Source organism: Burkholderia sp. Se-20373 (assembly GCF_017104705.1).
GTDB lineage: Bacteria > Pseudomonadota > Gammaproteobacteria > Burkholderiales > Burkholderiaceae > Burkholderia.
The window spans coordinates 15,705-39,413 of sequence record NZ_JAAGPH010000054.1; the positions used below are offsets into that span (position 1 = coordinate 15,705).

A 23,709-nucleotide genomic window follows, 5' to 3' on the forward strand; every position below is an offset into this window, starting at 1 on the left:
TCACGGGCACAGGCTTTAAAATGTCGCCGGACAATCGTGGCAGGACACCATGGCAGCAAACATAGAATCTTCGACGCTCGGCGGCCCGCCGGCCCCGCGTGTGGAGCAGGTCGGCGCGTACGCGTGGAAAGCGCTGGCCGGATCGGCGATCGGCTATGCGATGGACGGCTTCGACCTGCTGATCCTCGGCTTCATGCTGCCGGCGATCACGGCGGCGCTGCATCTGACGCCCGGGCAGGGCGGCGCGCTGGTCACGTGGACGCTGATCGGCGCCGTCGCGGGCGGCATCCTGTTCGGGGCATTGAGCGACCGGTACGGGCGGGTGCGCGTGCTGACCTGGACGATCCTGCTGTTCGCGATCTTCACCGGGCTGTGTGCGTTCGCACAAGGCTTCGAGGATCTGCTCGTGTACCGCACCATCGCGGGCATCGGGCTCGGCGGCGAGTTCGGGATCGGCATGGCGCTCGCGGCGGAAGCGTGGCCGGCGAGCAAGCGCGCACGCGTGTCGTGCTACGTCGCGCTCGGCTGGCAGGCCGGCGTATTGCTGGCGGCCCTGCTGACGCCGTTCCTGCTGCAGCACATCGGCTGGCGCGGGATGTTCGTGGTCGGCGTGCTGCCCGCGCTGCTCGCATGGGCGATGCGCAACCGGCTGCACGAGCCTGAAGCGTTCGTGCAGCGCGCAGCGCAGCCGAACGCCAACGCGTTCCGCCTGCTCGTCGCGGACGGCCGCACCGCGCGCACGAGCGTCGGCATCGTGATCCTGTGTTCGGTCCAGAACTTCGGCTACTACGGGATCATGATCTGGCTGCCGACCTTCCTGTCGAAACAGATGGGCTTCTCGCTGACGAAGTCGGGGCTGTGGACGGCGGCGACGGTCGTCGGGATGATGATCGGCGTCTGGGTGTTCGGGCAGCTGGCCGACCGCATCGGGCGCAAGCCGACGTTCCTGCTGTACCAGCTCGGCGCGGTCGTGACGGTCCTCGCGTATGCGCGGCTGTCGGACCCGACCGCGATGCTGTGGGCCGGGGCGCTGATGGGCATGTTCGTCAACGGGATGGTCGGCGGCTACGGCACGCTGATGTCGGAAGGCTATCCGACGGCCGCACGCGCCACCGCGCAGAACGTGCTGTGGAATATCGGCCGTGCGGTCGGCGGCTTCGGCCCGGTCGCGGTCGGCGCGCTGGCCGCGCACTACTCGTTCCAGACGGCCATCGCGCTGCTCGCCGGCCTCTACGTGCTCGACATGGTCGCGACGGTGTTCCTGATTCCCGAGCTCAAGGGCGTCGAGCTCGAATGAGCGCGGTCAGCGCGCACTACCCAACGACTTCACTCACAACCACGATGCAACAGAAGAACAAGACGATCGGCGTGATGGGCTCGGGCAAGGAGCCGTGGCTCGCGTTTTCGGAGCCGCTCGGCGCCTGGCTCGCGCAGGCCGGTTTCAACCTGCTGACGGGCGGCGGGCAGGGCGTGATGCTGGCGGTCGCGCGCGCGTTCGCCGGCGTGCCGGGGCGGGCCGGCCGGTCGATCGGCATCCTGCCGACGCAGGCCGATCCGCTCGCGGGCTTCGTGCCGCTCGACGGCTATCCGCATCCGTTCGTCGACATCCCGATCCTCACGCCGCTGCCGCGCCGCGAGCCGGGCGCCGCCCCGGATACGATCAACCGCAACTACGTGAACGTGCTGAGCAGCGACCTGATCGTCGCGTTGCCGGGCGGCCACGGCACGGCCGAGGAGATCGCGCTCGCGCGGCGCTGGCGCAAGCCGCTCATCTGCTTCGGGCCGGACGGTGCGTTTCGCGAGCTCGCGGCGGGGGCCACATGCACGTCGTCGTTCGACGACGTGATCCGCTTCGTGGAACACGCGTTTTCGGCGGAGCAGGCGTTGCGATAGTTCGCGCGGCCGGTCCGACTACTGTCGTTGCGACGCGCGCGTGGCAGGTCGGCGCCCAGGCATGCGATGTCCCCGGTTGCGAGGCGACGGCGTGGCGCCGGCGCGCGCCAGCCGCCGGCGGCACGATTCGTTACCGCGCCGCGCGGTTCAGCGCCCCGTCTTCAACTGCGCCCACAGCCGGTTCTGCAGCCGGCGAATCTCCGGCGGCATCGGCTTGAGCAGCGTCATCTTGCTCAGCACCTCGTCGGGCGGATACACCGACGAATCGCGCGCGATCGCGGGCTTCACGTACTGGCGCGCGGCCTTGTTCGCGGTCGGATAGAACACCGCGTTGGTGATGCCGGCATTGACCTTCGGATCCTGCACGTAGTTGATCCACTTCAGCGCGGCGTCGCGGTTCGGCGCGTCCTTCGGGATCACCATCATGTCGAACCACAGCAGGCCGCCTTCCTTCGGGTTCGCGAAGCCGATCTCGTACGGACGCTTCGCTTCGGCGGCACGACGGTGCGCGATGCCGACGTCGCCCGAATAGCCGAACGCCACGCACAGGTCGTTGTTCGCGAGATCGTTGATGTAGCCCGACGAGTTGAACTGCGTGATATACGGGCGCACCTTCTTCAACACCTCGTACGCGGCGCGGTAGTCGGCCGGGTTCGTGCTGTTCGGATCCTTGCCCATGTACTGCAGCGTGGCCGCGAACACGTCGACGGCCTGGTCGAGGAACGACACGCCGCAGCTTTTCAGCTTCGCCATGTTGGCCGGATCGAACACCAGTGCCCAGCTGTCGACCGGCGCCTTGTCGCCGAGCACCTTCTTCACGGCCTGCACGTTGTAGCCGATACCGTCGGTGCCGTACGCCCACGGCACGCCGTACCGGTTGCCCGGATCGGCATCGGCGACCATCTTCATCAGCAGCGGATCGAGGTTCGCGAGGTTCGGCAGCTTCGACTTGTCGAGCGGCTGGTAGACGCTCGCCTGGATCTGCTTGGCCATGTAGTTCGACGTCGGCACGACGACGTCGTAGCCGGAATTCCCCGACATCAGTTTTGCCTGCAGCGTGTCGTCGCTGTCGTAGTTGTCGTAGCGGACGTGCAGGCCCGTCTGCTTCTGGAAGGTCGGGATCGTGTCCGGCGCGATGTAGTCGGACCAGTTGTAGATGTTCAGTTCGCCGGCCGCGTGGGCGGTCGTGCCGGCGGCCGCGGCAGCCGACAGGATGGCGGCGGTTGCAAGGGCGCGGCGAAGCGTGCGGATTCGCATGACGTGGTCTTCCATTTCGGTGCGCGTGTCGATCCGCGAGTCGCGGGTCGTGGCGCGATGGTTCATCGGATGAAGCGGGCGTGCGCGACCGTCACTCGTGGCGAGCGAGCGTGGTACACGGCGATCAGGAGTCCGTTCGATTAGGCGCCGGCGCACGGAAACGCAGCGCGAGCCGATCCCGTCACCGGTCGGGTGACACGGCGAATGGGTCGAACGGAGTCAGGGAAAGTGGCGGGGCGCTAAGGCAGCAGCGATGCCACGTCGTCGGTATGGATCGCGACGTACGCCCGCGCGGCAACGGCGTTGTGACGGCGGACGGAGCGGCGGGACAGGATGGTGTAGATCGACAGCGGCAGGCGAGGGCTTTGCCCGCTGCCACTGTCGTCGGGGGACGCGATCGTAGCGCGCAGGTTTCGCGCATCGCCTCGTCTCCACCGCACCAGCGGGCCACGGAATCTCACGATTACTCTCGACCGGGTTGTTGAAAGTATTGAACACCTGACGATTGGCCGGCGGCTGCCGTTCCAGGTTTCGGTCATCGCATGTGCCGCGCGGCGGCATCGGCTGCGTGACGCGAATTGAAAGCTTGGCGAACACCTGAATCGCCGCAACATGACGCTTCCATGAATCATCAGGTAAATCGCTGTAAGGATGTCTCCGGATTTTCCCTAGGCGTTCGAAGGCCGATGAACGCGTCCGGGTGTGATGGCGAGGTGTCGACATACAAAAAAGGTCGCACTTAGAGGAATGGTGTGGAAATGTGCAAAAAAGCCTGCACCTCGTATTTCACAATGTGATAAAATGACGTAACCAGTTGATCTCAATATGTTTTATGTCCCCCTGCGTTGGAGGGGCTTAAGAGTCGGCAGGGACGTGAAAAAGTTTTTCGTCGAGAAAAGTGATTTGTACTTCTAAGTTAATGTACGCACTAAGCCGATGTGGCAAAGAAAGACAACATCCTTTCATAATACTTTCTAGTTGGAATGCCACTCAATGCGAGCAGATTGAATGGCCTGACGTTGGCGCTCTCCCGGGGGTGACAGAAGACGAAGGGCGGAGCATGGGGTAATGAGGTGGCAACTAAACTAGCGGCTCGACATGGGCCTCGTTTGAGGCGAGGACAGACTCACGGGACTGCGTGACATCTCGTTGACGTTGTGGCGCTTAATCGCGAGCGCTGGAGGGGAACATAGCAAGGGCTATGCTCCCCTTCGTTTCGGGACGTGCATCTCAAGGCGTCACGATCGGTACGCAATTCGCGGAGGCCATGGACAACGAAAGCCGGGGGGTAGCCGCCAGAAGTGATTGCTGGTGGACGACGGGGTTCGATATCGACGATAAGCGCGGAACCTGAGTCCGCATAAAGTTTTTTCTTTCAGCACCGTTTACATTCTTGCGGTCTTCGCAAACAAAAATGTAAAGGTGCTACCTATGAAGTCCATGATGGCTTGCGCGAGTCTCGCGCTCGCATGCTTTTCTTCAATTGCTCAGGCACAGGTAATTCACGATCTTCCCGTATCGGATGTCACTCTCGTAAAAGAGCAGGCTGGAAGCGGGCGTGTGACTGGGGTTCTCACGAACACCTCCGGCCGCAAATTGGAATCTGTGGTCGTCCAGTTTTCGATTCTGGATGGCGAGGGTACGCAAATCGCTACGGCCCAGGATGCCGCCATGGGCGTGGCGCAGGATGGAAAGTGGCGGTTCGCCGCGCCGTACATCACGTCGACAGGGAACGTGGCATCCGCCAAGCTGGGCAACATTATGGCCGTGCCGGGGCAGTAACGGGAGGCTGGATGATCAAGCACTCGTCACCGTAGCATTCAATGAGCGGCGCGGCTACGCGCGTGCAGTCGCGATTGCGGAGTTGATGGACGCGCTAGACCGCAATCCCGCTTACAAAAAAGCAATGAAAAACGTCTTCGCCTAGCGCCTATCCTCAACCTTGCCCAGCTCAGGATCTGGCAGGAGCAGGTTTTCGTCGAGCGCGAGGTGTTCCCGGTCGATACGTCTAGGGGCCTGCCGTATGAAGCGGAACTACGCAACGGTGCAGCACGCCGGTCGACCGATTCGAGCGGCGCTTGTTGGGTGCGCCGCGCTATCGCCTGCAAGCACCAACCGACGTGCAACGCTTGATGGAGATCGCCGAGGCCGTATATCGGCTCCGCGGGCAGCGCGTCGGCGATCGTATGCTCGTCGAGACGAGCACGAAGACTGGAGAATCTCGCGAAGTCAGCGTGCGCGAGCTCAGGCCCGGCTACGACCGGCAGCAGTGGCGAGGACTTCGGTTTGTCGACGACTGGGGCGCTGGCCACGCCGGCGATCGCCCGTGCCTGCGATGGGTGCTCAAGATTGACGAATACGACGACAAGCGCGGCGGGCGGTAAATGGATTTTGTGCCGCCCTGGGCGCACACGCGCAAGGTGGCGCAGCTGAGATCACCCCAGCCGTTCCACTTTGCGCCCTGTCCGAATTTTCGCCGCCACCTGTTCCTGACCAGGATGCAGGAATTAGCGTGGGTAATCGCATTCCCTAAGTAAAACGTTTGCGTAAAAGGTTACGGGTCAACTCTCTTCCCTTTGGGCCGACATACAAGACAGGACGCGAGACGTAACGACGGATCTCCTCAAGTACGAGTTTCTGTTCACGTCCGACGGCGCGCAGAAATCGGCGCTCGCCCGGAGGACTCAGGAAAAACACCCGACTTCCAGACAATTTATCCAGGCTAACTAGCGGTGTGGTTTCTCGTTGTTGACGGGTAGGCTTCCTGTAGCAGATGCGATCGGGTGCCGATACCAGAGTGGTTCATGCTGGATCCGCGGTCGTTGCATTGCGGATATGCACAGCAGTGCTGTCGCAAAATCCAGACTAACACGGGCGCGTCTGCAAGATCGCGCAACTCGCGCGGGATGTTCGACGATGGAAACAGGTATCTGACGATCTGGGCAACGAATCTTCTTCCATGAAGGGATACGTTACATGAATTCGACAGGTGGGGCTGGGGATACGCGAACGATCTTGGCCGATTACGGTAACATCAAGACAGGATGGCAAGGGGATGAACTGGAAAAACTGGAATATTGGAATGCGCCTTGGCACCGGGTTTCTGGTTGTGCTTGCGCTCCTAGTCACGTTGATTGCCGTCGTGCAGTTGCGTCTGGAGGGGATCGAACGGATAAATGACAGGATTATCAACAGCGGGTGGGCGCAAGCGAAGGCGGCACAGAACATCAACACGTTGACTCGCGCCAATGCGGCGTTGACGATGCAGCTCTTCATCACGACCGATCCGGTCAGGCTCTCTGTCATCCGCCAGAGCATCGACATCAACAAATCCGCCATCACCGCCCTTCTCGATAGGCTTAACCAGCAAGTCGACAACGCGGACGGCAGAGCGCTACTCGCGAGAGTCAAGACTACTCGCGCGGCGTATGTCGAATCGTTCGGCAATGTGTCGGAGCTACTGGCATCAGGGCAGCACGACAAGGCGGTTGCGCTGATGACTGGCAATACATTAGGAATCCTGAGTGACCTCCAGCAGTCTGTCGCTGCACTGGTTGAACAACAGGATTCCCGGGTAACTGAAGCTGGAGCTCAGTCTCGTGAAAACATCGCGGAGGCGCGCGTGTCGATGTTAATGCTCGGCACTGTCGCGTTCCTTATCGGTATCACCTTTGCCTACGCTATCGTGCGTTCGATCACCCGTCCGCTGAACGAGGCGGTACGCATTACGCAGACGGTTGCGGCCGGCGATCTAACCTCTCACATCGACCCGCAATCCCGGGACGAAACAGGTAAGTTACTGCATGCTTTGCGCGACATGAGCGAAAACCTCAAACGGGTGGTTGAAGAAGTGCGCGCCAGTGCGGATACGGTCGCCACCGCGTCGAGCCAGATTGCATCAGGTAACGAAGATCTGTCGTCGCGAACAGAGGAGCAGGCCGCGTCTCTTGAGGAAACTGCCGCGAGCATGGAGGAACTGACCTCCACCGTGAAGCAGAACGCAGAGAACGCACGGCAGGCCAGCGCGATGGCGGCGTCTGCATCCGAGGTCGCGCACCGGGGGAATGACGTGGTGGGGCAAGTGGCCGCGACGATGATCGGTATCAGAGAGAGCTCGTCGAAGATTGCCGACATCACCGGCATCATCGAAGGCATCGCCTTCCAGACGAACATCCTTGCGCTAAATGCAGCAGTGGAAGCGGCTCGCGCAGGCGAACAGGGTCGCGGCTTCGCGGTGGTCGCCGGCGAAGTGCGTTCCTTGGCACAGCGCTCGTCCGGGGCGGCCAAGGAAATCAAGGATCTGATCACGGCCTCCGTGCAGAGGATCAAAGACGGTTCGGAACTGGCCGGGGAAGCGGGCCGTACGATGACCGAGGTGACGCGGGCGGTCAAACGGGTGACCGACATTATGGGAGAGATCGCTGCAGCCTCGGGCGAGCAGAGTCGCGGCATCGAGCAGGTCAACCAAGCAGTCGAGCAGATGGATGAGGTCACCCAGCAGAACGCGGCGCTGGTCGAGGAGGCGGCCGCCGCATCGAAGTCGCTCGAAGACCACGGGCGGTTGCTCACCGAGGCAATCGCGTTCTTCCGGCTCGATGGGACGTGCGAGGCAAAGTTACCATCCCATGCGGCCGGTTCCGCCCCGAGGCACGTGTTAGTTGGGAATCGCGGCAAGGCTCCGCGCCGTGCGACCACGGTTGGGCGCAGCGGAAGCACCCCGACGCCGCTCGGCACCAACGCGTCGAACGCGGATTGGACGGCATTCTGACCACGACTTAGCACCTGACAATTTGTGACAGAACTGATAATCACATAGCCATCTTGCCGGAACGGTGCGCGGCCGGCGTGCCCAGCTCGGCCTGCTTCAACGCGTAGGCGATTTGTTCCTCGGTGAACTTGCTCTTCTTCACGGCATGACCTCCTGGTCTCGATGACAACGCCATGCCGGAATTTTCCACTTTCAGATGGGACCCTTTTGTGGGCTAGGGTCAGTTTAGATCCACCTTTATTCTTGTGTATGTATCTAGACGGCAATGGAATCCACGCTGAACTGAAGGGGCGGTGTTCCGCATGATCACGCATGGCACCCCACAACTCAGCGGCACGCAGTTACCGCAGGCGAACGCGGATGCGATGGTGCGTCGGGGCGCGGCGCTGCCCAGCATCACGACCGCGATCGGCAACCACGCGTTTCGCGCGACTGCCTGATGCTCGACTACGAAGCCACACGCGACGTAGCGCGTTTCTCGCGGAAGGCGCATCCGCGGGACGAAATCGTCGGTTGGCGAGACGTGGCCGCGGCAGCCGCGGCCGTGCGTGCGTCAGCGCAGGAACTCGATGCCGAACGTGCCGGCTGTATCGACGATATGCCCTGCGTGCGGTGCCTCGAAATGACCGGGCAGCAGCAGTGCGCCGTGCTCGACGCAATGCGCGAGCAGCTCGAAGCGGCTCTTCGCGGCGAGCGTGCGATCGTCGCAGACCTTGCTGCTCCATTGCCAGAACGGGATCTGGATCGGCGAGTGCAGCATGTCGCCGCTGAACACGCCGCGCGAGCCTTGCGACGTCAGCTCGATGCGCACGTGACCCGGAGAATGGCCCGGCGCGTGGCGGATCAGGAACGTGTCGTCGAGCTCGTAGGTGTCGTCGAACATCGTGGCCTGGCCGGCCTCGATCACGGGCAGCACGCTGTCGTTGTACATCGGGCTGAACCACGCGGGGCCGGCGGGGCCTTCGCCCCGGATCGCGCGGACCAGGTGATCGTGCTCGACCTGCGAGATCACGTAGCGCGCGTTCGGGAAGGTCGGCACCCACACACCATTGACGAGCTGCGTGTTCCAGCCGACGTGATCGGCGTGAAGGTGGCTGCACATCACGTAGTCGATCTCCTCGGGCTGGATGCCGAGTGCGCGCATCCGGTCGAGATAGCGCGTCGACAGCCGGTGCATTTCCGGCAGCCCCGGCCGCTCCTTGTGGTTGCCGATACAACTGTCGATCAGCACCGTATGCCGGCCGGTCCGCACGATCCAGCTGTGCACGGGCATCGGGATGCGGCCGCTTTCGGGATCGTAGTGTGTCGGCGCGAGCCAGTGCTCGTGTTCCGCCACGCGTGCGCGGTCGAAGTCCGGCAGCCAGCTCTGCGCGGTTTCGCCGAGCAGCGTCGTGTCGTACAGCCGGATGATTTCGACGTTGCCGAGCGCGAGGGAAAAAGCATGCGGTTCGGCATTCGTGATGTGCGCATGGCAATGCGCATGCCCGCAGGAATGGGTCATCGGTGTCTCCTGAATGAATTGGAATGAATCGAAGCGGGGCGTGGTGCGCTGCCCCGCGCGCGACTGTCTATATCCGTGCCGTGGCGCGTGCCTGCGCCTGCGGCACCGGCACGGCTTTCCCGGTCATGAAATCCGCCGCGCGTTCGGCCATCATCATGATCAGCGCGTTGGTCGGCCCGCGGATGATGCGCGGGATCGCGGAGCCGTCGACCACCCGCAAGCCGGCCACGCCGCGCACGCGCATCTGCGTATCCACCACGGCCGCCGGATCGTCGTCGCGGCCCATGCGGCACGTGCCGACCGGGTGATGAAGGGTGATCGCGATGCGACGAATGAACGCGTCGACATCTGCATCGCTCTGGACTTGCGGGCCCGGTGCGATCTCTGCGTCGATGAACGGGCGCAGTCCGGCCTGCGCGCCGATTTCCCGCATGCGCCGGAACATCTCCCGCGCAGCGATGCGATCATTCTCGGTGGCGAGGAAGTTTTGTTCGATCCGCGCATGCTCGGCCGGATCGGCCGACTTCAGCGACACGCGTCCGCGACTTTCGGGCGTGAGGAAAATGCCCTTGATCGCGAACGAATCGGCATACGCATGCTTGAACGGCTCGAAATAGGGCGCGGCGTTCATCGCGCCGGCCGCGAGGATCAGCTGCACGTCCGGCAGCGGCAGGTGAGGCTGGCTCCTGACCAGGCCAAGCGCGGCGGCGGGGATCGTGCTCGAGAAGCCGTTGCCGCCGGCAAACGTGCGCACGACGTCGAACGCGATGCGATCGGCACGCATCATCCGGTGCAGCGGGCCGGGTTCCTTGCGGCTCCAGCGCAGGTCGAACACGATGTGATCGTGAAGGTTCGTGCCCACGCCGGGCAATTCGACCGTCGACGCGATGCCGTGCGTGCGCAGGCTGTCGGCCGCGCCGATGCCGGAGAGCATCAGCAGTTGCGGCGAATTGATCACGCCGCCGCAGAGGATGACTTCGCGGCGCGCATCGGCGCGGTAGTCGGATTCGCCTCGGCGATACTCGATCGCGATGGCGCGCGGCGTGCCTCTGTCGGTATCGAGCACGATGCGCTTCGCGAGGGCGCCCGTCACCAGCGTGACGTTGCCGCGCGCGAGCGCCGGGCGCAGGTAGGCGACCGCGGCGCTGCAGCGCAGGCCGTTGCGGATCGTGGCCTGCATCGGCCCGAAGCCTTCGACGGATGCGCCGTTGTAGTCGTCGTTCTCGGGATAGCCGCAGGCACGTGTCGCGTCGAGGAAGCCACCCACCAACGGGTCGCGATAGTCGAGCCGGATCACGGTGAGCGGGCCGCGGCCGCCGCGCAGCGCCGATTCGCCGCGCTCCCACGATTCGGAGCGCTTGAAGTACGGCAGCACCGCGTCGTAGGACCAGTCGGTCAGGCCGAATTCGTCGGCCCAGCCTTCGTAGTCTTCCCGCGCGCCGCGTGCGTAGGCCATGCCGTTGATCGACGACGAGCCGCCCACTACCTTGCCGCGCGCGCATTCGATCCGGCGGCCGTCCATGCCGGCTTCCGGCTCGGTGAAATAGCCCCAGTCGAACAGCCGGTTCTTCAGGATCTGGCCCCACGTCAGCGGCACCTTGATGTACGGCGAGCGATCCTGCTCGCCGGCCTCGATTACGAGGATGCGAACGTTCGGGTCCTCGCCGAGCCGGTAGGCCAGTGCGCAACCGGCCGAGCCGGCGCCGACGATCACGTAGTCGTATGTGGCGGCCTTCATCGCAGCACCTCGTCACGCGGAGGGGCCAGGCGTATGGCCGGAACAAGCGTCGAATGAACCATGATGTCTCCATTTGGGCCTGAACGTAGGCCTCTCGGTTGTGGGTTTATTCGATTGTGTGTAACCTAAAATATATCTTCCAATACGTATTGCGTCGCCATTCAATACTTGAATGACTATCAATGAGGGAGCTGTGCGCGGATTCGATTCGTATCTCACTTTTCAGAAGCTCGAGGTGTTCTGCACCGTGGTGGAGCTCGGCAGCGTTACGCGCGCAGCTGACCGCCTGTGCATCGCGCAGCCGGTCGTAACCGCACATGTGCGCAGCATGGAGAAGCGGCTCGGCTATGCGCTCGTGAAGCGCGCCGGCCGCAACATCGCGCTCACGGAAGCCGGCGAGCGCATCTATCGCTGGGCGACCGAGGTCATCACGCGCACCCGCGAGGTCGAGCGCGAACTCGCCGGTCTCGAGCAGGGCGAAATGGGCAACGCGGCCGTCGCGACGTCGATGTCGATCGGCTCTTACGCGATGCCGCCGCTGCTCGCCGAATTCCACCGACGACAGCCCGACGGGCTCGTGACCGTACAGATCCTGACGCCGCAGGCGGCCGTCGATGCGACCCGCGTCGGCGGTTGCGATTTCGCGGTCATCCTGATCGCGGCCAATCAGGATCTCGAAGGGCTGACGACCATTCCAGTGTGGGAGGACGAACTGCTGCTCGTGTGCGGCGCATCGAGCCCGTGGGCTGCGCAGCCGGCCCGCGAGCTCGACCTGCGCCGCGTGCCGTTCGTGAGCACGCCGCGCAACCAGCCGCGCCGCGAGCTCGAAGAGGCGCTGCTGCGCGAGCGCGGCCTCGAGCATCGCAAGGTCGTGATGGAACTCGGGCATCCGGAAGCGATGAAGCAAGTGGTGCGCGAGAACCTCGGCGTGAGCTTCATGTTCGCGTCAGCGGTGCGCGCAGAGGTCGAGCGGCGCGAACTGGTCGTGCTCGATCGCCCTGATCTCGCGATCAAGGTGCCGATCTATCTCGTGCACCGCGACGACAAACGCTTTTCGGCGTTCCAGGCCGAACTCGTGGAATTCATCGTCGATTCCGCGTCAGCCGGCGCGGCAGAGCGCATCGCGAATTCATAGTCTGGTGGCTATTTGTATGGCGATCAATAGCTAATAGACCTATGGTCGACCCGGTTCTAAGCTGGCTGCGTGCTTGACGGTCCGCCTCGCGACGCGAAGCGGGCGTGCGCACTGCCAGTCAACCCGAAAACAGGCCGACCCATGTGTACTCTTCATCTTCAATCCGGCGGCGCAGCCGCGTATGCGGACGATGCCGGGCGTCCCGCCGATGCGCCGGATCCCGCGCTCGTCGAGGATCTCGTCTGCGCGAACCGCATCCTGTTCGACCAGGGCATCGTCGATGCCTTCGGTCACGTCAGCGTCCGTCACGACAAGGATCCGCAGCGTTTCCTGCTGGCGCGCAACATGGCGCCGGGCACCGTCGGCATCGACGACATCGTCGAATTCACGCTGGACGGCGTGCCGGTCAATGCCGGCGGGCGCGCCGTCTATCTGGAGCGTTTCATCCACGGCGAGATCTACAAGGCGCGTCCGGACGTGCACGCGATCGTGCACAGCCATTCGCCGACCGTGCTGCCGTTCAGTATCACGAAACGCACGCCGCTGCGGCCGGTGTGCCACATGAGCGGATTTCTTGGCGCGGGTACGCCGGTGTTCGAGATTCGCGATACCGCCGGTGATGCGACGGACCTGCTCGTGCGCGACAACGCGCTCGGCGCGGCGCTGGCGCAGCGGCTCGGCAGTGCGGCGTTCGTGCTGATGCGCGGTCACGGTTCGACCGTGGTCGCGCCGACGCTCAAGCAGGCCGTGTATCGCGCGGTCTACGCGGAAGTGAATGCGCGGATGCAGATCGAGGCGCTGCAACTGGGTGACGTGGTTTATCTGAGCGAGCAGGAAGCCGCAACCGCGTGCGCGAACATCGAAACGCAGGTGGAACGCCCGTGGGCGCTTTGGAAGCGGCGCGTGCAGCTCGAGCAACACACGGGCGCGCGTTGACCGGCGATCGAATCATCGAGGAGACGAGTATGGACGAGCAGTGGATAACCGGCCATTTGCTGATCGACGGAGAACTGGTCGGCAGCGAGACCGGAGAGTGGACGGAGTCGATCAACCCGGCTACCGAGGAAGTGATCGGCCGCGCGCCGGCCGGTTCGCGCAAGGACGTCGCGCGTGCAGTAGACGCTGCGCAGCGCGCGTGGCCTGCGTGGGCCGAACGCACCGGCGAGGAGCGCGGCGAACTGTTGCGCGGGTTTGGCGAGCGCTTGCTCGAACGCGCGGAGGCGTTGTCACGCATCGAGGTGCTCGATTCAGGCAACACCTACGTGCCGACGCTTGCGAGCATGCACGAGACGGTGCGCAGCCTGCGCTATTACGCGGGGCTCGTGCACGGGCTGCACGGCGAGACGATCCCGGCCACCGGCCGCCATCTGCACATGACCGTGTACGAGCCGTACGGCGTCGTCGGCCGGATCGCCGCGTTCAATCATCCGGCGATGTTCTCCGCGGCGCGTACCGCATCCGCGCTCGTGACCGGCAACACGGTGGTGGTGAAGCCGCCCGAAACGTCGCCGTTGTCCGTGCTCGTGCTCGGTGAGGTCGCGCGTGAGACATTGCCGGCCGGCGTGTTCAACATCGTCAACGGCACGGGCGCGGAAGTCGGCGATGCGCTGGTGCGCCATCCGGACGTGAAGCGTCTCGCGCTGATCGGGTCCGTGCCGACCGGGCAGGCGATCCAGCGCAGTGCGGCGGAAGTGGGTGTCAAGCACGTGACGCTCGAGCTGGGCGGCAAGAATCCGATGATCGTGTTTCCGGACGCGGATCCGGATGCGGCGGCCGAGAGCGCGGTGCGCGGGATGAATTTCTCATGGCAGGGCCAGTCGTGCGGCTCCAATTCGCGGCTGCTGGTGCACGACGACATTTACGACGACGTGCTCGCGCGTGTCGTCGAGCGCGTGGCCGCGATTCGCGTCGGCGATCCGATGTTGCCCGACACGGGCATGGGCCCGATCAATTCGCGCAAGAGCTACGAACACGTGATGAGCTTTCTCGACCCGGCGCAGACGCATGGCGCGCGGCTGATGACGGGCGGCCGCCGCCCGCCCGGGCACGCTTTCGAAAAAGGCTTCTGGGTCGAGCCGACCGTCTATGCCGATGTCACGCCCGAGATGCGGCTGTGGCGCGAGGAAGTCTTCGGCCCGATTCTGTCGGTCGCACGATGGCGTGATGTCGACGAAGTGGTCGCGATGGCCAACGACACGGAATACGGGCTCTCGGCCGCGATCTGGACCAACGACATCCGGCAGGCGCTCAACACCGCGCGTCGCATCCGTGCGGGCAGCGTGTTCGTCAACGGCAGCAACACGCACTTCCTCGGCGTGCCATGGGGCGGCTTCAAGAACAGCGGCGTCGACCGGGAAGAGGGGATCGAGGAGATGTATAGCTACGTCGAGAAGAAGGTCATCAACGTGATGCTGTAGCAGGCGCGACTCGCCGCCGGTCGTTCCCGTCATCGACGGGTTCGGCCGGCGACGGCGCTCGCGATCCATCAGTCGACGCCGGGTAACCCGGCCCACGGCGGCGCATCGAGCGGGGAACACATATCCCGCACGCGCCGATTAGATAGTTTTACTAATAAAAATGACAGGCCGGCGTGCGGTTCGCTCGTATGCGAACGGCGCGTCGGACACTGACGGTTTGGAGACAGCATCCGTGAGAATGAAGACATTGGCCGTCGCGCTGGCGATGGTGTCGTGCCACGTGCACGCGCAGAGTTCTGTCACGCTGTTCGGTCTGGTCGACAACGGCATTTCGTACGTGAGCAATTCGGGCGGCAAGGCGCTGGTTCAGGCGATGTCCGGCATCCAGGCGCCCAACCTGATCGGGATCCGCACGGTCGAGGATCTCGGCGGCGGGTTCCAGGCGCTCGTCTTCATGGCGTCGCAGCCCGATATCAACAGCGGCACGGTGCGCGGCGGCGCACTGTCCGGACGCGAGTCCTATGTCGGCATCGTCACGCCGTACGGCACCGTGACGCTTGGCAGGCAGTTCGACTACATGTTCGACAACCTGTCGCTGCATCGCTGGGGGCACGAGATTTCGTATGTCAGCCTGTACCAGCTGCCGGGCGGCCCGTTCTCGAAACTGGGCGCGGCGCTCGGCACCTTCGACTACACGCGTACGGCGGGCGGGGGCGCAACACCGAACGCGATCAAGTTCACGTCCGCGTATTACGGCGGGTTCCGGTTCGGCGCGTTGTATGGCTTCAGCAACATCGCCGGGCAGACCGGCAGCAACAGCCTGTCGAGCTTCGGCGTGTCCTACGACAACGGGCCGTTGCGGCTGGATGCGGCGTACACGTATTCGAAAGAAGAGGGAATCGACAACGGGCACCTCGGCATCCGCAATGCCGGCGCGGGCGGACGCTATACATTCGGCGACTTCGCGCTCGACGCGCTGTACGTGAATACGCGCAACACGCTGACGGGCGCGCACGTCGACACCTACGAGATCGGCGGGCTGTACCGGTTCGCGCCGGATTTCTTCGCGTATGCGAACTACCTGTACGCGAAGGGCAGCCGGCAACTGACCGGCAATCATTCGAATCAGGCTGGCATCACGGTCGATTACCTGTTGTCGAAGAAGACCGACATCTACATGAGCGCCGTATATCAGCAGGCGAGCGGCGGCCAGGACGTCATTGCGTCTATCTGCGGCACGTTCACGGCATCGTCGGGCGCGCGGCAATCAGTGTTGCGGGCAGGTGTACGCACGGTCTTCTGAATGTCCAACCCCGATAGCGATTGGCCTGTCACTGATGGAGTGGGCCGCGCGGATTGCGCTATCGGGATGCTAGCGCAGACCGAATCGGTGATTGCTGGGTCGCCGGACAGCTTGGTGAGCTTACCACTGACAATTAACGGGTTCTGCGGTGCCACAGCCACGATCTTAGATATTGCGGTGGGGAGCGGTACGCGCTATGTCTCTGTGTGCAGTGTGGCACACCTTCTGCCGACTAAACATTCCCCGGACAAACGCTTCGGTCGCGTAGATGCGCGTGATTTCGGCAAGGCCGACAGGAAACCCATCGGCGGCTCGTTTAAGTAGCTTCTCTAGACCATCGCGGCGCACCATTCGTTCCGCTACACAAAATCCGTCCAGACAAACTTCTCGTATGTGGTCATAGTGCACGTAAAGACTTTGTAAGGCTGAGTGTGTTGTCTCGCCTTTGTCGGTCCGCCATAGATTTGGCAAATTCGACGAATCGAAGGCAGCTTGTCGGACGATTAGGCGGTTGTGACAGCCCGTGAACAAGTCTTCCAAACTAGCTCCGAGGGCGAGTTCAACCATTGGCTGCGCGAGAAATGGCAAGATCGGGCGGCGTATGGTAGGGCGAACCTGGACCACAGTTTCGTCCAGAGTCGCCGCCAGTGCAGCCATTTGATATCTTTTCCTGGCTGTACCAACAATCTCCAATTGGTTAGCAGGTCGTCGTATAGACCGGCAGGCATCGCCCTCGGGCACCCATGCACGACACTCGGATTAGCGTTTTGCCAAAGCCCGCCGCGAAAGTACTGCCGCGCGTCGTCCATTGATTGTTTGAGCGCGCCCCAAATCGGTATCCGATAGTAAATTGCGAGATCCCGCAAGGCGGTGATCGCCCGCTTCACAGCGGCGCATCGCAGGATACTTGGATGTGCGTCCCGTACGCTGCCGTTAGCCCGTGATCTTCCGAAAATGTTCCGCGTCGCAGTCGATACAGACCCAGCGAGAGTCACGCATGCGTCCTATCCCCGGCGATCTAGAGGAAGTGTGGGACTTAGGGAACAATCACTACGTTCCTTTTCTTTCGAAAGGCCTGACGTCGGGCAAGCTCGTGGGCTCACCGCCAGCGGCTGGGTCGTTCCTGCTTGATTCGATCTGGCTATCACTTCATGCAAATTTCGGATTGTTCCGCTATTGCTGGCGCTCCAACATAGGCGCTGCAGAGGACATTCAATCCACACAAGGAGACATTGCATGAAGTTGGTGCGCTTTGGTGTGCCGGGCGAGGAGCGACCCGGCGTCATTGACGGGGACGGTCGCATTCGCGATCTGTCGGGTCACGTGGAAGACATCGCGTCGGACGCGCTCTCCGACGACAACCTGCGCCGCCTCGCGGCGCTCGATGCGGCGTCGCTTCCGCTCGCACCGGACAGCGCCCGGATCGGCCCGTGTGTCGGCCGGGTCGGCAAGATGATTTGCGTCGGCCTGAACTATTCGGATCACGCCGCGGAATCGAACATGGCCGTCCCGACGGAGCCGGTACTGTTCATGAAGGCGACGAGCGCGATCGTCGGCGCGCACGACGACGTCGAGATTCCGCCGGGCGCTGAGAAGGTCGACTGGGAAGTCGAACTGGGCGTCGTCATCGGTCGCGAGGCGCGCTATGTGTCGCGCGAACGTGCGCTGGACTACGTCGCCGGCTACTGCGTCGTCAACGATGTATCGGAGCGTGCGTACCAGCTGGAGCGTGGCGGGCAGTGGGACAAGGGCAAGGGATGCGACACGTTCGGCCCGCTCGGCCCGTGGCTCGTCACGCGCGACGAGATCCCCGATCCCCAGTCGCTGCGCCTGTGGCTCGAGGTCGATGGCAAGCGCTACCAGGATGGCAGCACGCGGACGATGATCTTCGACGTCGCCACGCTCGTGTCCTATATCAGCCAGTTCATGAGCCTGCAGCCGGGGGACGTGATTTCCACCGGTACGCCGCCCGGCGTCGGGTTGGGACAGAAGCCGGAGCCGGTCTTTCTGCGCGCGGGCCAGACCATGCGGCTCGGTATCGACGGACTTGGCGAGCAGCAGCAACGCACGGTTGCCGCACGTATGCCGGAGGCACGATGAACCAGATCGAACTGAGCGGCCGGGTGGTCGTGATCACGGGCGGCGCGCGCGGCATCGGCTATGCGGTCGCGCAGCGGGCACTGCGCTCGGGCGCGGCGGTGTCGTTGTGGGACGTCGACGCGGAGCGGCTCGCGCGCAGCCAGCATGAACTGTCGGAACTCGGCACCGTATCGACCGTCGTCGTTGAACTAACCGACGAAGCGTCCGTCGACGCCGCGGCCGCGGCCACGTTCGAGCGCCACGGTGCGATCGACGTGCTGATCAACAGTGCCGGTATCACGGGGGGCAACGGCCTGACGTGGGAACTGCCGCCCGAGGTCTGGCGCCGCGTGATCGACGTGAACCTGATCGGCTCGTATCTGACGTGCCGCGCCGTGGTGCCGCACATGCTCGAGAAGGGCTACGGCCGCATCGTCAACATCGCATCGGTGGCCGGCAAGGAAGGCAATCCGAACGCATCGCACTACAGTGCTTCGAAGGCCGGCCTGATCGGCCTCACGAAATCCCTCGGCAAGGAACTGGCGACCCGCGGGATCCTCGTGAACGCGGTCACGCCCGCGGCAGCGAAGACCGAGATCTTCGACTCGATGTCGCAGCAGCATATCGACTACATGCTGTCGAAGATCCCGATGAACCGCTTCCTGATGCCGGACGAGGCCGCGTCGCTGATCCTGTGGCTCGCGTCCGAGGATTGCGCGTTCAGCACCGGGGCCGTGTTCGACCTGTCGGGCGGTCGCGCCACCTATTGATCGACGGTAGCCGACCCGCGCCAAGCGGGTCGCACGATACAGGGCGGATCGACCGCCCGGACAAGGAGACACCACGATGAACGCGACGCAACCCGCTGTCGAGCAGGCGGTCGGCAGGGTCATGCGGAGGTTGCTGCCGTTCCTGTTGCTGATGTACGTCCTCGCATTTCTCGACCGGACGAATGTCGGCTTTGCCCAGCACGCGCTGCAACGCGACGCCGGCCTGTCCGATGCGGCATTCGCTTTTGGCGCAGGCGTGTTCTTCGTCGGCTACGCGCTGCTCGAGGTGCCGAGCAACCTCATCATGCATCGGGTCGGGGCACGAATCTGGATGTGCCGGATCATGGTCACGTGGGGGCTCGTGTCGGCGGGAATGGCATTCACGAACAGCGCAACCACGTTTTACGTATTGCGGTTCCTGCTAGGCGTTGCCGAAGCAGGGTTCTTCCCGGGGATCATTTATTACCTGACGAACTGGTTTCCGCAATCGGCACGGGCCCGCGCGATCGGCGTGTTCTATTTCGGTGCGCCGTTCGCGTTCATCTTCGGCGCGCCCTTGTCGGGGTGGTTGCTGGATCTGCACGGCGCATTCGGCCTGGCCGGTTGGCGCTGGATGTTCATCGTCGAGGGCGGGCTGGCGTCGCTGGTCGGCGTATGGGCGCTTCGCTATCTCGACGATGCGCCGGGCGACGCGCAATGGCTCGGTATGCCGGCTCGCCGCGTGCTGGTCGACGCGATCGAACAGGATGCGAAGGTCGCGATGCAACATGGCCCGCGCAGCGTGATGGCTGCGGTGACGAATGCGCGTGTGCTGGCCTATGCGGCGATCTATGCGTTGATCCAGATAAGCGTGTATGGCGTGATCTTCTTCCTGCCGCAACAAGTCGGCGCATTGCTCGGCCGACATGTCGGCTTCGAAGTCGGGCTGGTCACCGCAGTGCCGTGGCTGTGCGCGCTCGGCGCCGCGTGGTGGATACCGCGCCTGGCGGAACGCTCGAGCGGACATCGGAAGTGGGCGATCGTCATGCTCGTGTGTGCCGCCGCCGGCATTGCGCTGTCGGGCATTGCACCTGCGCCGCTCGTCGCGCTCGCCGGGCTGTGCGCGGCCGCGAGCGGTTTCATTGCCGCCCAGCCGCTGTTCTGGACGTTTCCCGCGCGCGACCTGACCGGGGCGGCCGCCGCGGGCGGCATCGCGCTCATCAATTCACTCGGCAGCCTGGGCGGATTCATCGCACCGACACTGCGCGCATGGGCCGACCGCTGGTTCGGTGCAGGCGCGGCCGGGCTGCAGGTGCTCGCGCTTGCCAGCTTGCTGGCAGCGTTGCTGATTGCGGTCATCGTGCCGCGTCGATCCGTCGGCCTTGCCGCCGAACCATTCAAACCGCCTGTCCAGCGCATGCGGTAACCCAGCCAAAACATTCGGAGCTTATTCTTCATGGCCATGCCCACCATCAAGCATGTGCGTGCGTTCACCGTTCGCGGCGGCGGCGCGGATTATCACGATCAGGACGACGGACACTGGATCGACGACCACATCGCCACGCCGATGTCGCGTTACCCGGAATACCGTGAGAGCCGACGGTCGTTCGGCATCAACGTCCTCGGCACGCTCGTGGTCGAGATCGAAGCGAGCGACGGCAGCGTGGGCTTCGCGGTCACGACGGGCGGCGAAATCGGTGCGTTCATCGTCGAAAAGCATCTCGCGCGTTTCCTCGAAGGCCGGAGCGTGACCGACATCGAGACGATGTGGGACCAGATGTATTACGCGACGCTCTACTACGGACGCAAGGGCGTCGTGCTCAATACGATCTCCGGCGTCGATCTCGCGTTGTGGGATCTGCTCGGCAAGGTGCGTGGCGAACCGGTCTATCAGCTGCTTGGCGGCCCGGTTCGCGACGAGCTGGTGTTCTACGCGACCGGCGCGCGTCCGGATCTCGCCAAGCAGATGGGCTTCATCGGCGGCAAGATGCCGTTGCAGCACGGTCCGGCCGAGAACGAGGAAGGGCTCCGTAAGAACCTGGAGAAACTCGCCGACATGCGCAACCGCGTCGGCGACGACTTCTGGCTGATGTTCGACTGCTGGATGAGCCTCGACGTGCGCTATGCGACGCGTCTCGCCAACGCCGCCCACGAATACGGCCTGAAGTGGATCGAAGAATGCCTGCCGCCCGACGACTACTGGGGCTATGCGGAACTGCGGCGCAACGTACCGCGCGGCATGATGGTGTCGACGGGCGAGCACGAGGCGACCCGTTGGGGCTTCCGCATGCTGCTCGAAATGGGATGTTGCGACCTGATCCAGCCTGACGTCGGCTGGTGCGGCGGGATCACCGAGCTCATCAAGATCTCGGCGCTGGCGGACGCGCACAACGTGATGGTGGTGCCGCACGGTTCATCGGTGTACAGCTACCATTTCGTCGTGACGCGCCACAATTCGCCGTTCGCGGAATTCCTGATGATGGCACCGAAGGCGGACGAAGTCGTACCGATGTTCACGCCGCTGTTGCTCGATGAGCCGGTCCCGGTCAACGGGCGGATGAAGGTGCCGGACCGGCCGGGATTCGGCGTGCGGCTCAATCCCGAATGCGCGCTGGTTCGTCCGTACACGCATTGAACGCAACGAGGAGAAACAAGGTGCTGCTCGAAGACAAGGTCGTCATCGTCACTGGGGGCTCGCGCGGCATCGGCCGGGCTATCGCCGTCGCCAGCGCGCGTGAAGGCGCGGACGTGGTCGTCAATTACTGGGGCGACAACGACGCGTCGTATGGGCGGCGCTCCGCCATTGCCGAGGTCGTCGCCGAAGTCGAGCGCGCGGGTCGTCGCGCGATTGCAATCGAGGGCAATGTCGCGCTGCCGCAAACCGGCATCGACCTGGTTCGCCATGCGGTAGACGCGTTCGGCAAGGTCGACGTGCTGGCCAGCAACGCCGGCATCTGTCCGTTTCACGCATTTCTCGACATGCCTCCGTCGGTCCTGGAGCGCACGATCGGCGTCAACCTGAACGGTGCGTTCTATGTGACGCAGGCGGTCGCACGCCAGATGAAGGAACAGGGAACGGGGGGCGCGATCGTCGCAACCAGTTCGATCAGCGCGCTCGTGGGGGGCGGCATGCAGACGCATTACACGCCGACGAAGGCCGGTGTGCATTCGTTGATGCAGTCGTGCGCGATCGCGCTCGGCCCGTACGGCATTCGCTGCAATTCCGTGATGCCGGGGACGATCGCGACCGATCTGAACGCAGCGGATCTCGAGGACGAAGACAAGCGGCGCTATTTCGAGAAGCGCATCCCGCTCGGCCGGCTGGGCCAGCCCGAGGACGTGGCCGATTGCGTGGTGTTCCTCGCGTCCGACCGGGCGCGCTACGTGACGGGGGCCGCGCTACTGGTCGATGGCGGGATGTTCGTGAACCTGCAGTGAGCGAGGGGCCGCCTTCGCGGCCCGCGTGATCAGTTCGCGACCGGTTGCGAGAAGCGGCGAAGCAGCGCGATGAAGTGAACCGCGGGCTCGGCCAGCGGTTCCTCCTTGCGCGTGAGGATCCCGTAGCCGGGCAGGCTCTTGCCGATTTCGATCGGAAGTGCGACGAGCAGCTTCGCACGCACGTGGTCGCGCACGACCGATTCGGGAAGCATCGCGACCGCGTCGTACGTTCCGACCAGTTGCAGCGTCGCGAAGATCGAGCCGCATTCCGTGACGTTGGCGGGCGTCGACAGGTTTGCGCGGGCAAACTCCTCTTCCAGGATCGCGCGCGCGGGGCTCGTGACCGGTTGCGCGATCCAGGGCCATGCGACGAGTTCGTCGAGCGACACGCGGGACACGCCGGCGAGCGGGTGTCGGGCACGTACGACGAGCACGAGCGTCTCGCGTGCGAGCGGTTCGAAGCTGAAGTCGTTGTGCTGGAGCGATGCGGTCAGTCGGCCCAGTGCAAGGTCGACGTCGCGTCGGTAGAGGAGCTGAACGATCTGATCGCTGGTCTCGCCGAGGATCCGCATGCTGAGGAGTGGGCGCTCGGTTTTCAGTGCGGCGACGGCGAGTGCCAGTACGTCGGGTGCGGCGCCCATGATCGCGCCGACCGTGAGCTGGCCGTGCCCGCCGCGGCGCTTCGCATCGAGATCCTCGGCGAAGCGGGTCAGGTCGGACAGTGCGCGGCGAGCGTAGGTGAGCACGACCTCTCCCAGCGCGGTAGGAGACATGCCGCGGGCGTTGCGCTCGAACAGCCGGAAACCGAACGCGTCCTCGATATCGCCCAGCATGCGGCTCGCGCTCGGTTGCGCGACGTTGATTTCGTCCGCGGCCTGATGGAGGTTGCGCGTATCGTCGAGCGCCACGAGGAGCCCGAGGTGCTTGAACTTCAGGCGGTTGACGAGCGAGACGGTGACGTCGTGCGGACTCATGTGAGGAATGCGATTCGGTTTGTGGATCGCCCAATCACGAATACGGATTGGTTTGTTATCGGTGGCGGAATTATAGTCGCTGCCATACGCCACTGGCGCACAAAAAACGGCATGACACGACGGAGATTCAAACATGGAGACGATCGCCTTCCGGATGGTGCTGAATCCCGGGCAGAGCGAGGAGTACAGGCGCCGGCACCGGGAGATCTGGCCCGAGCTGGTCGAGACGCTTCACGAGGCCGGCATTCGCGATTACTGGATTTTTCTCGACGACGCGACCAACCATCTGTTTGCCGTGCTGAAGCGCGAACGCGATCACCGGATGGACCAGCTCGTGACCGACGACGTCATGCGCAAATGGTGGGGCTTCATGGCCGACATCATGGCCACCGGTTCGGACGGCGCGCCGGCACAGAAGCCGCTGGTCCCGATGTTCTATCTTCCCTGACCCGCACAC

General features: G+C 63.8%; 21 protein-coding genes. 16 read left to right on the top strand and 5 right to left on the bottom strand.

Translation table 11 applies throughout. The features are described from left to right. Window positions 1–49 precede the first annotated feature (49 nt). Together G3N96_RS19040 and G3N96_RS19045 are read left to right on the top strand one after the other, a co-directional pair. The gene (locus tag G3N96_RS19040; protein ID WP_124578794.1) at window positions 50–1,297 is read left to right on the top strand and encodes an MFS transporter; all 1,248 of its coding nucleotides are present in this window, start codon (window positions 50–52) and stop codon (window positions 1,295–1,297) included. 44 nt (window positions 1,298–1,341) lie between these two features. After that, a complete protein-coding gene (locus G3N96_RS19045; RefSeq protein WP_206138119.1) occupies window positions 1,342–1,893 on the top strand; it encodes a DNA-binding protein in 552 nt (183 codons plus the stop codon). 147 nt (window positions 1,894–2,040) lie between these two features. Here the strand turns inward: G3N96_RS19045 and G3N96_RS19050 are convergent, their stop codons facing one another. After that, on the bottom strand, window positions 2,041–3,150 hold the full coding sequence (locus G3N96_RS19050; RefSeq protein ID WP_206138134.1) for a polyamine ABC transporter substrate-binding protein: 1,110 nt from the start codon (window positions 3,148–3,150) through the stop codon (window positions 2,041–2,043). A gap of 1,431 nt (window positions 3,151–4,581) precedes the next feature. Here G3N96_RS19050 and G3N96_RS19055 point away from each other — a divergent pair. The 4 genes from G3N96_RS19055 to G3N96_RS19070 all read left to right on the top strand — a co-directional run bounded on the left by G3N96_RS19055 (window position 4,582) and on the right by G3N96_RS19070 (window position 8,358). After that, window positions 4,582–4,932, top strand: a complete 351-nt coding sequence (locus G3N96_RS19055) for an FxLYD domain-containing protein (RefSeq protein ID WP_206138120.1) — start codon at window positions 4,582–4,584, stop codon at window positions 4,930–4,932. A gap of 296 nt (window positions 4,933–5,228) precedes the next feature. Continuing rightward, window positions 5,229–5,534 carry a hypothetical protein gene (locus G3N96_RS19060; RefSeq protein WP_206122605.1) on the top strand — a complete coding sequence of 102 codons (306 nt, stop codon included), beginning with the start codon at window positions 5,229–5,231 and terminating at the stop codon, window positions 5,532–5,534. A 671-nt stretch (window positions 5,535–6,205) separates the two neighbouring features. Further along, window positions 6,206–7,918 (top strand): methyl-accepting chemotaxis protein, encoded by a 1,713-nt coding sequence (locus tag G3N96_RS19065; protein ID WP_206138121.1) that lies wholly within the window; start codon window positions 6,206–6,208, stop codon window positions 7,916–7,918. A gap of 293 nt (window positions 7,919–8,211) precedes the next feature. After that, the gene (locus G3N96_RS19070) at window positions 8,212–8,358 is read left to right on the top strand and encodes a hypothetical protein (protein ID WP_206138122.1); all 147 of its coding nucleotides are present in this window, start codon (window positions 8,212–8,214) and stop codon (window positions 8,356–8,358) included. A gap of 113 nt (window positions 8,359–8,471) precedes the next feature. On the opposite strand, the gene G3N96_RS19075 is transcribed toward G3N96_RS19070, so the two are convergent. Further along, entirely contained in the window at window positions 8,472–9,419 is a 948-nt protein-coding gene (locus tag G3N96_RS19075) for an MBL fold metallo-hydrolase (protein ID WP_089430852.1), read from the bottom strand. Window positions 9,420–9,486: 67 nt separating this feature from the next. Next, window positions 9,487–11,157 (bottom strand): GMC family oxidoreductase N-terminal domain-containing protein, encoded by a 1,671-nt coding sequence (locus G3N96_RS19080; protein WP_206138123.1) that lies wholly within the window; start codon window positions 11,155–11,157, stop codon window positions 9,487–9,489. A gap of 172 nt (window positions 11,158–11,329) precedes the next feature. Between G3N96_RS19080 and G3N96_RS19085 the strand changes: the two genes are divergently transcribed. From G3N96_RS19085 to G3N96_RS19100, 4 genes are all read left to right on the top strand, one after another. Further along, window positions 11,330–12,292, top strand: coding sequence for a LysR family transcriptional regulator (locus tag G3N96_RS19085; RefSeq protein WP_206138124.1), 963 nt, complete (start codon window positions 11,330–11,332; stop codon window positions 12,290–12,292). 141 nt (window positions 12,293–12,433) lie between these two features. Beyond that, window positions 12,434–13,228, top strand: a complete 795-nt coding sequence (locus tag G3N96_RS19090; RefSeq protein ID WP_206138125.1) for a class II aldolase/adducin family protein — start codon at window positions 12,434–12,436, stop codon at window positions 13,226–13,228. A 29-nt stretch (window positions 13,229–13,257) separates the two neighbouring features. Further along, window positions 13,258–14,709, top strand: a complete 1,452-nt coding sequence (locus tag G3N96_RS19095; protein WP_206138126.1) for an aldehyde dehydrogenase family protein — start codon at window positions 13,258–13,260, stop codon at window positions 14,707–14,709. 238 nt (window positions 14,710–14,947) lie between these two features. Continuing rightward, a complete protein-coding gene (locus G3N96_RS19100; RefSeq protein ID WP_241022722.1) occupies window positions 14,948–16,012 on the top strand; it encodes a porin in 1,065 nt (354 codons plus the stop codon). A gap of 165 nt (window positions 16,013–16,177) precedes the next feature. Here G3N96_RS19100 and G3N96_RS19105 read toward each other — a convergent pair whose 3' ends face one another. Then, a complete protein-coding gene (locus G3N96_RS19105) occupies window positions 16,178–16,669 on the bottom strand; it encodes a hypothetical protein (RefSeq protein ID WP_206138127.1) in 492 nt (163 codons plus the stop codon). A 579-nt stretch (window positions 16,670–17,248) separates the two neighbouring features. Between G3N96_RS19105 and G3N96_RS19110 the strand changes: the two genes are divergently transcribed. The 5 genes from G3N96_RS19110 (at window position 17,249) to G3N96_RS19130 (ending at window position 22,278) form a co-directional block, all read left to right on the top strand. Continuing rightward, entirely contained in the window at window positions 17,249–18,112 is an 864-nt protein-coding gene (locus tag G3N96_RS19110) for a fumarylacetoacetate hydrolase family protein (protein ID WP_206122696.1), read from the top strand. Next, the gene (locus G3N96_RS19115; RefSeq protein WP_174985377.1) at window positions 18,109–18,861 is read left to right on the top strand and encodes an SDR family NAD(P)-dependent oxidoreductase; all 753 of its coding nucleotides are present in this window, start codon (window positions 18,109–18,111) and stop codon (window positions 18,859–18,861) included. Before G3N96_RS19110 ends, G3N96_RS19115 begins: the two co-directional genes overlap by 4 nt. 76 nt (window positions 18,862–18,937) lie before the next feature. Next, window positions 18,938–20,266, top strand: a complete 1,329-nt coding sequence (locus tag G3N96_RS19120) for an MFS transporter (RefSeq protein ID WP_089476161.1) — start codon at window positions 18,938–18,940, stop codon at window positions 20,264–20,266. 30 nt (window positions 20,267–20,296) lie between these two features. Continuing rightward, complete coding sequence (gene rhmD / locus G3N96_RS19125) at window positions 20,297–21,475, top strand: L-rhamnonate dehydratase (protein ID WP_089476160.1); 1,179 nt, start codon at window positions 20,297–20,299, stop codon at window positions 21,473–21,475. 20 nt (window positions 21,476–21,495) lie between these two features. Beyond that, on the top strand, window positions 21,496–22,278 hold the full coding sequence (locus G3N96_RS19130; protein WP_012363568.1) for an SDR family NAD(P)-dependent oxidoreductase: 783 nt from the start codon (window positions 21,496–21,498) through the stop codon (window positions 22,276–22,278). A gap of 29 nt (window positions 22,279–22,307) precedes the next feature. Here the strand turns inward: G3N96_RS19130 and G3N96_RS19135 are convergent, their stop codons facing one another. Beyond that, complete coding sequence (locus tag G3N96_RS19135) at window positions 22,308–23,252, bottom strand: LysR family transcriptional regulator (protein WP_089476159.1); 945 nt, start codon at window positions 23,250–23,252, stop codon at window positions 22,308–22,310. Between the two features lie 133 nt (window positions 23,253–23,385). Between G3N96_RS19135 and rhaM the strand changes: the two genes are divergently transcribed. Continuing rightward, window positions 23,386–23,700, top strand: a complete 315-nt coding sequence (gene rhaM, locus G3N96_RS19140; RefSeq protein ID WP_089476158.1) for an L-rhamnose mutarotase — start codon at window positions 23,386–23,388, stop codon at window positions 23,698–23,700. Window positions 23,701–23,709 lie beyond the last annotated feature (9 nt).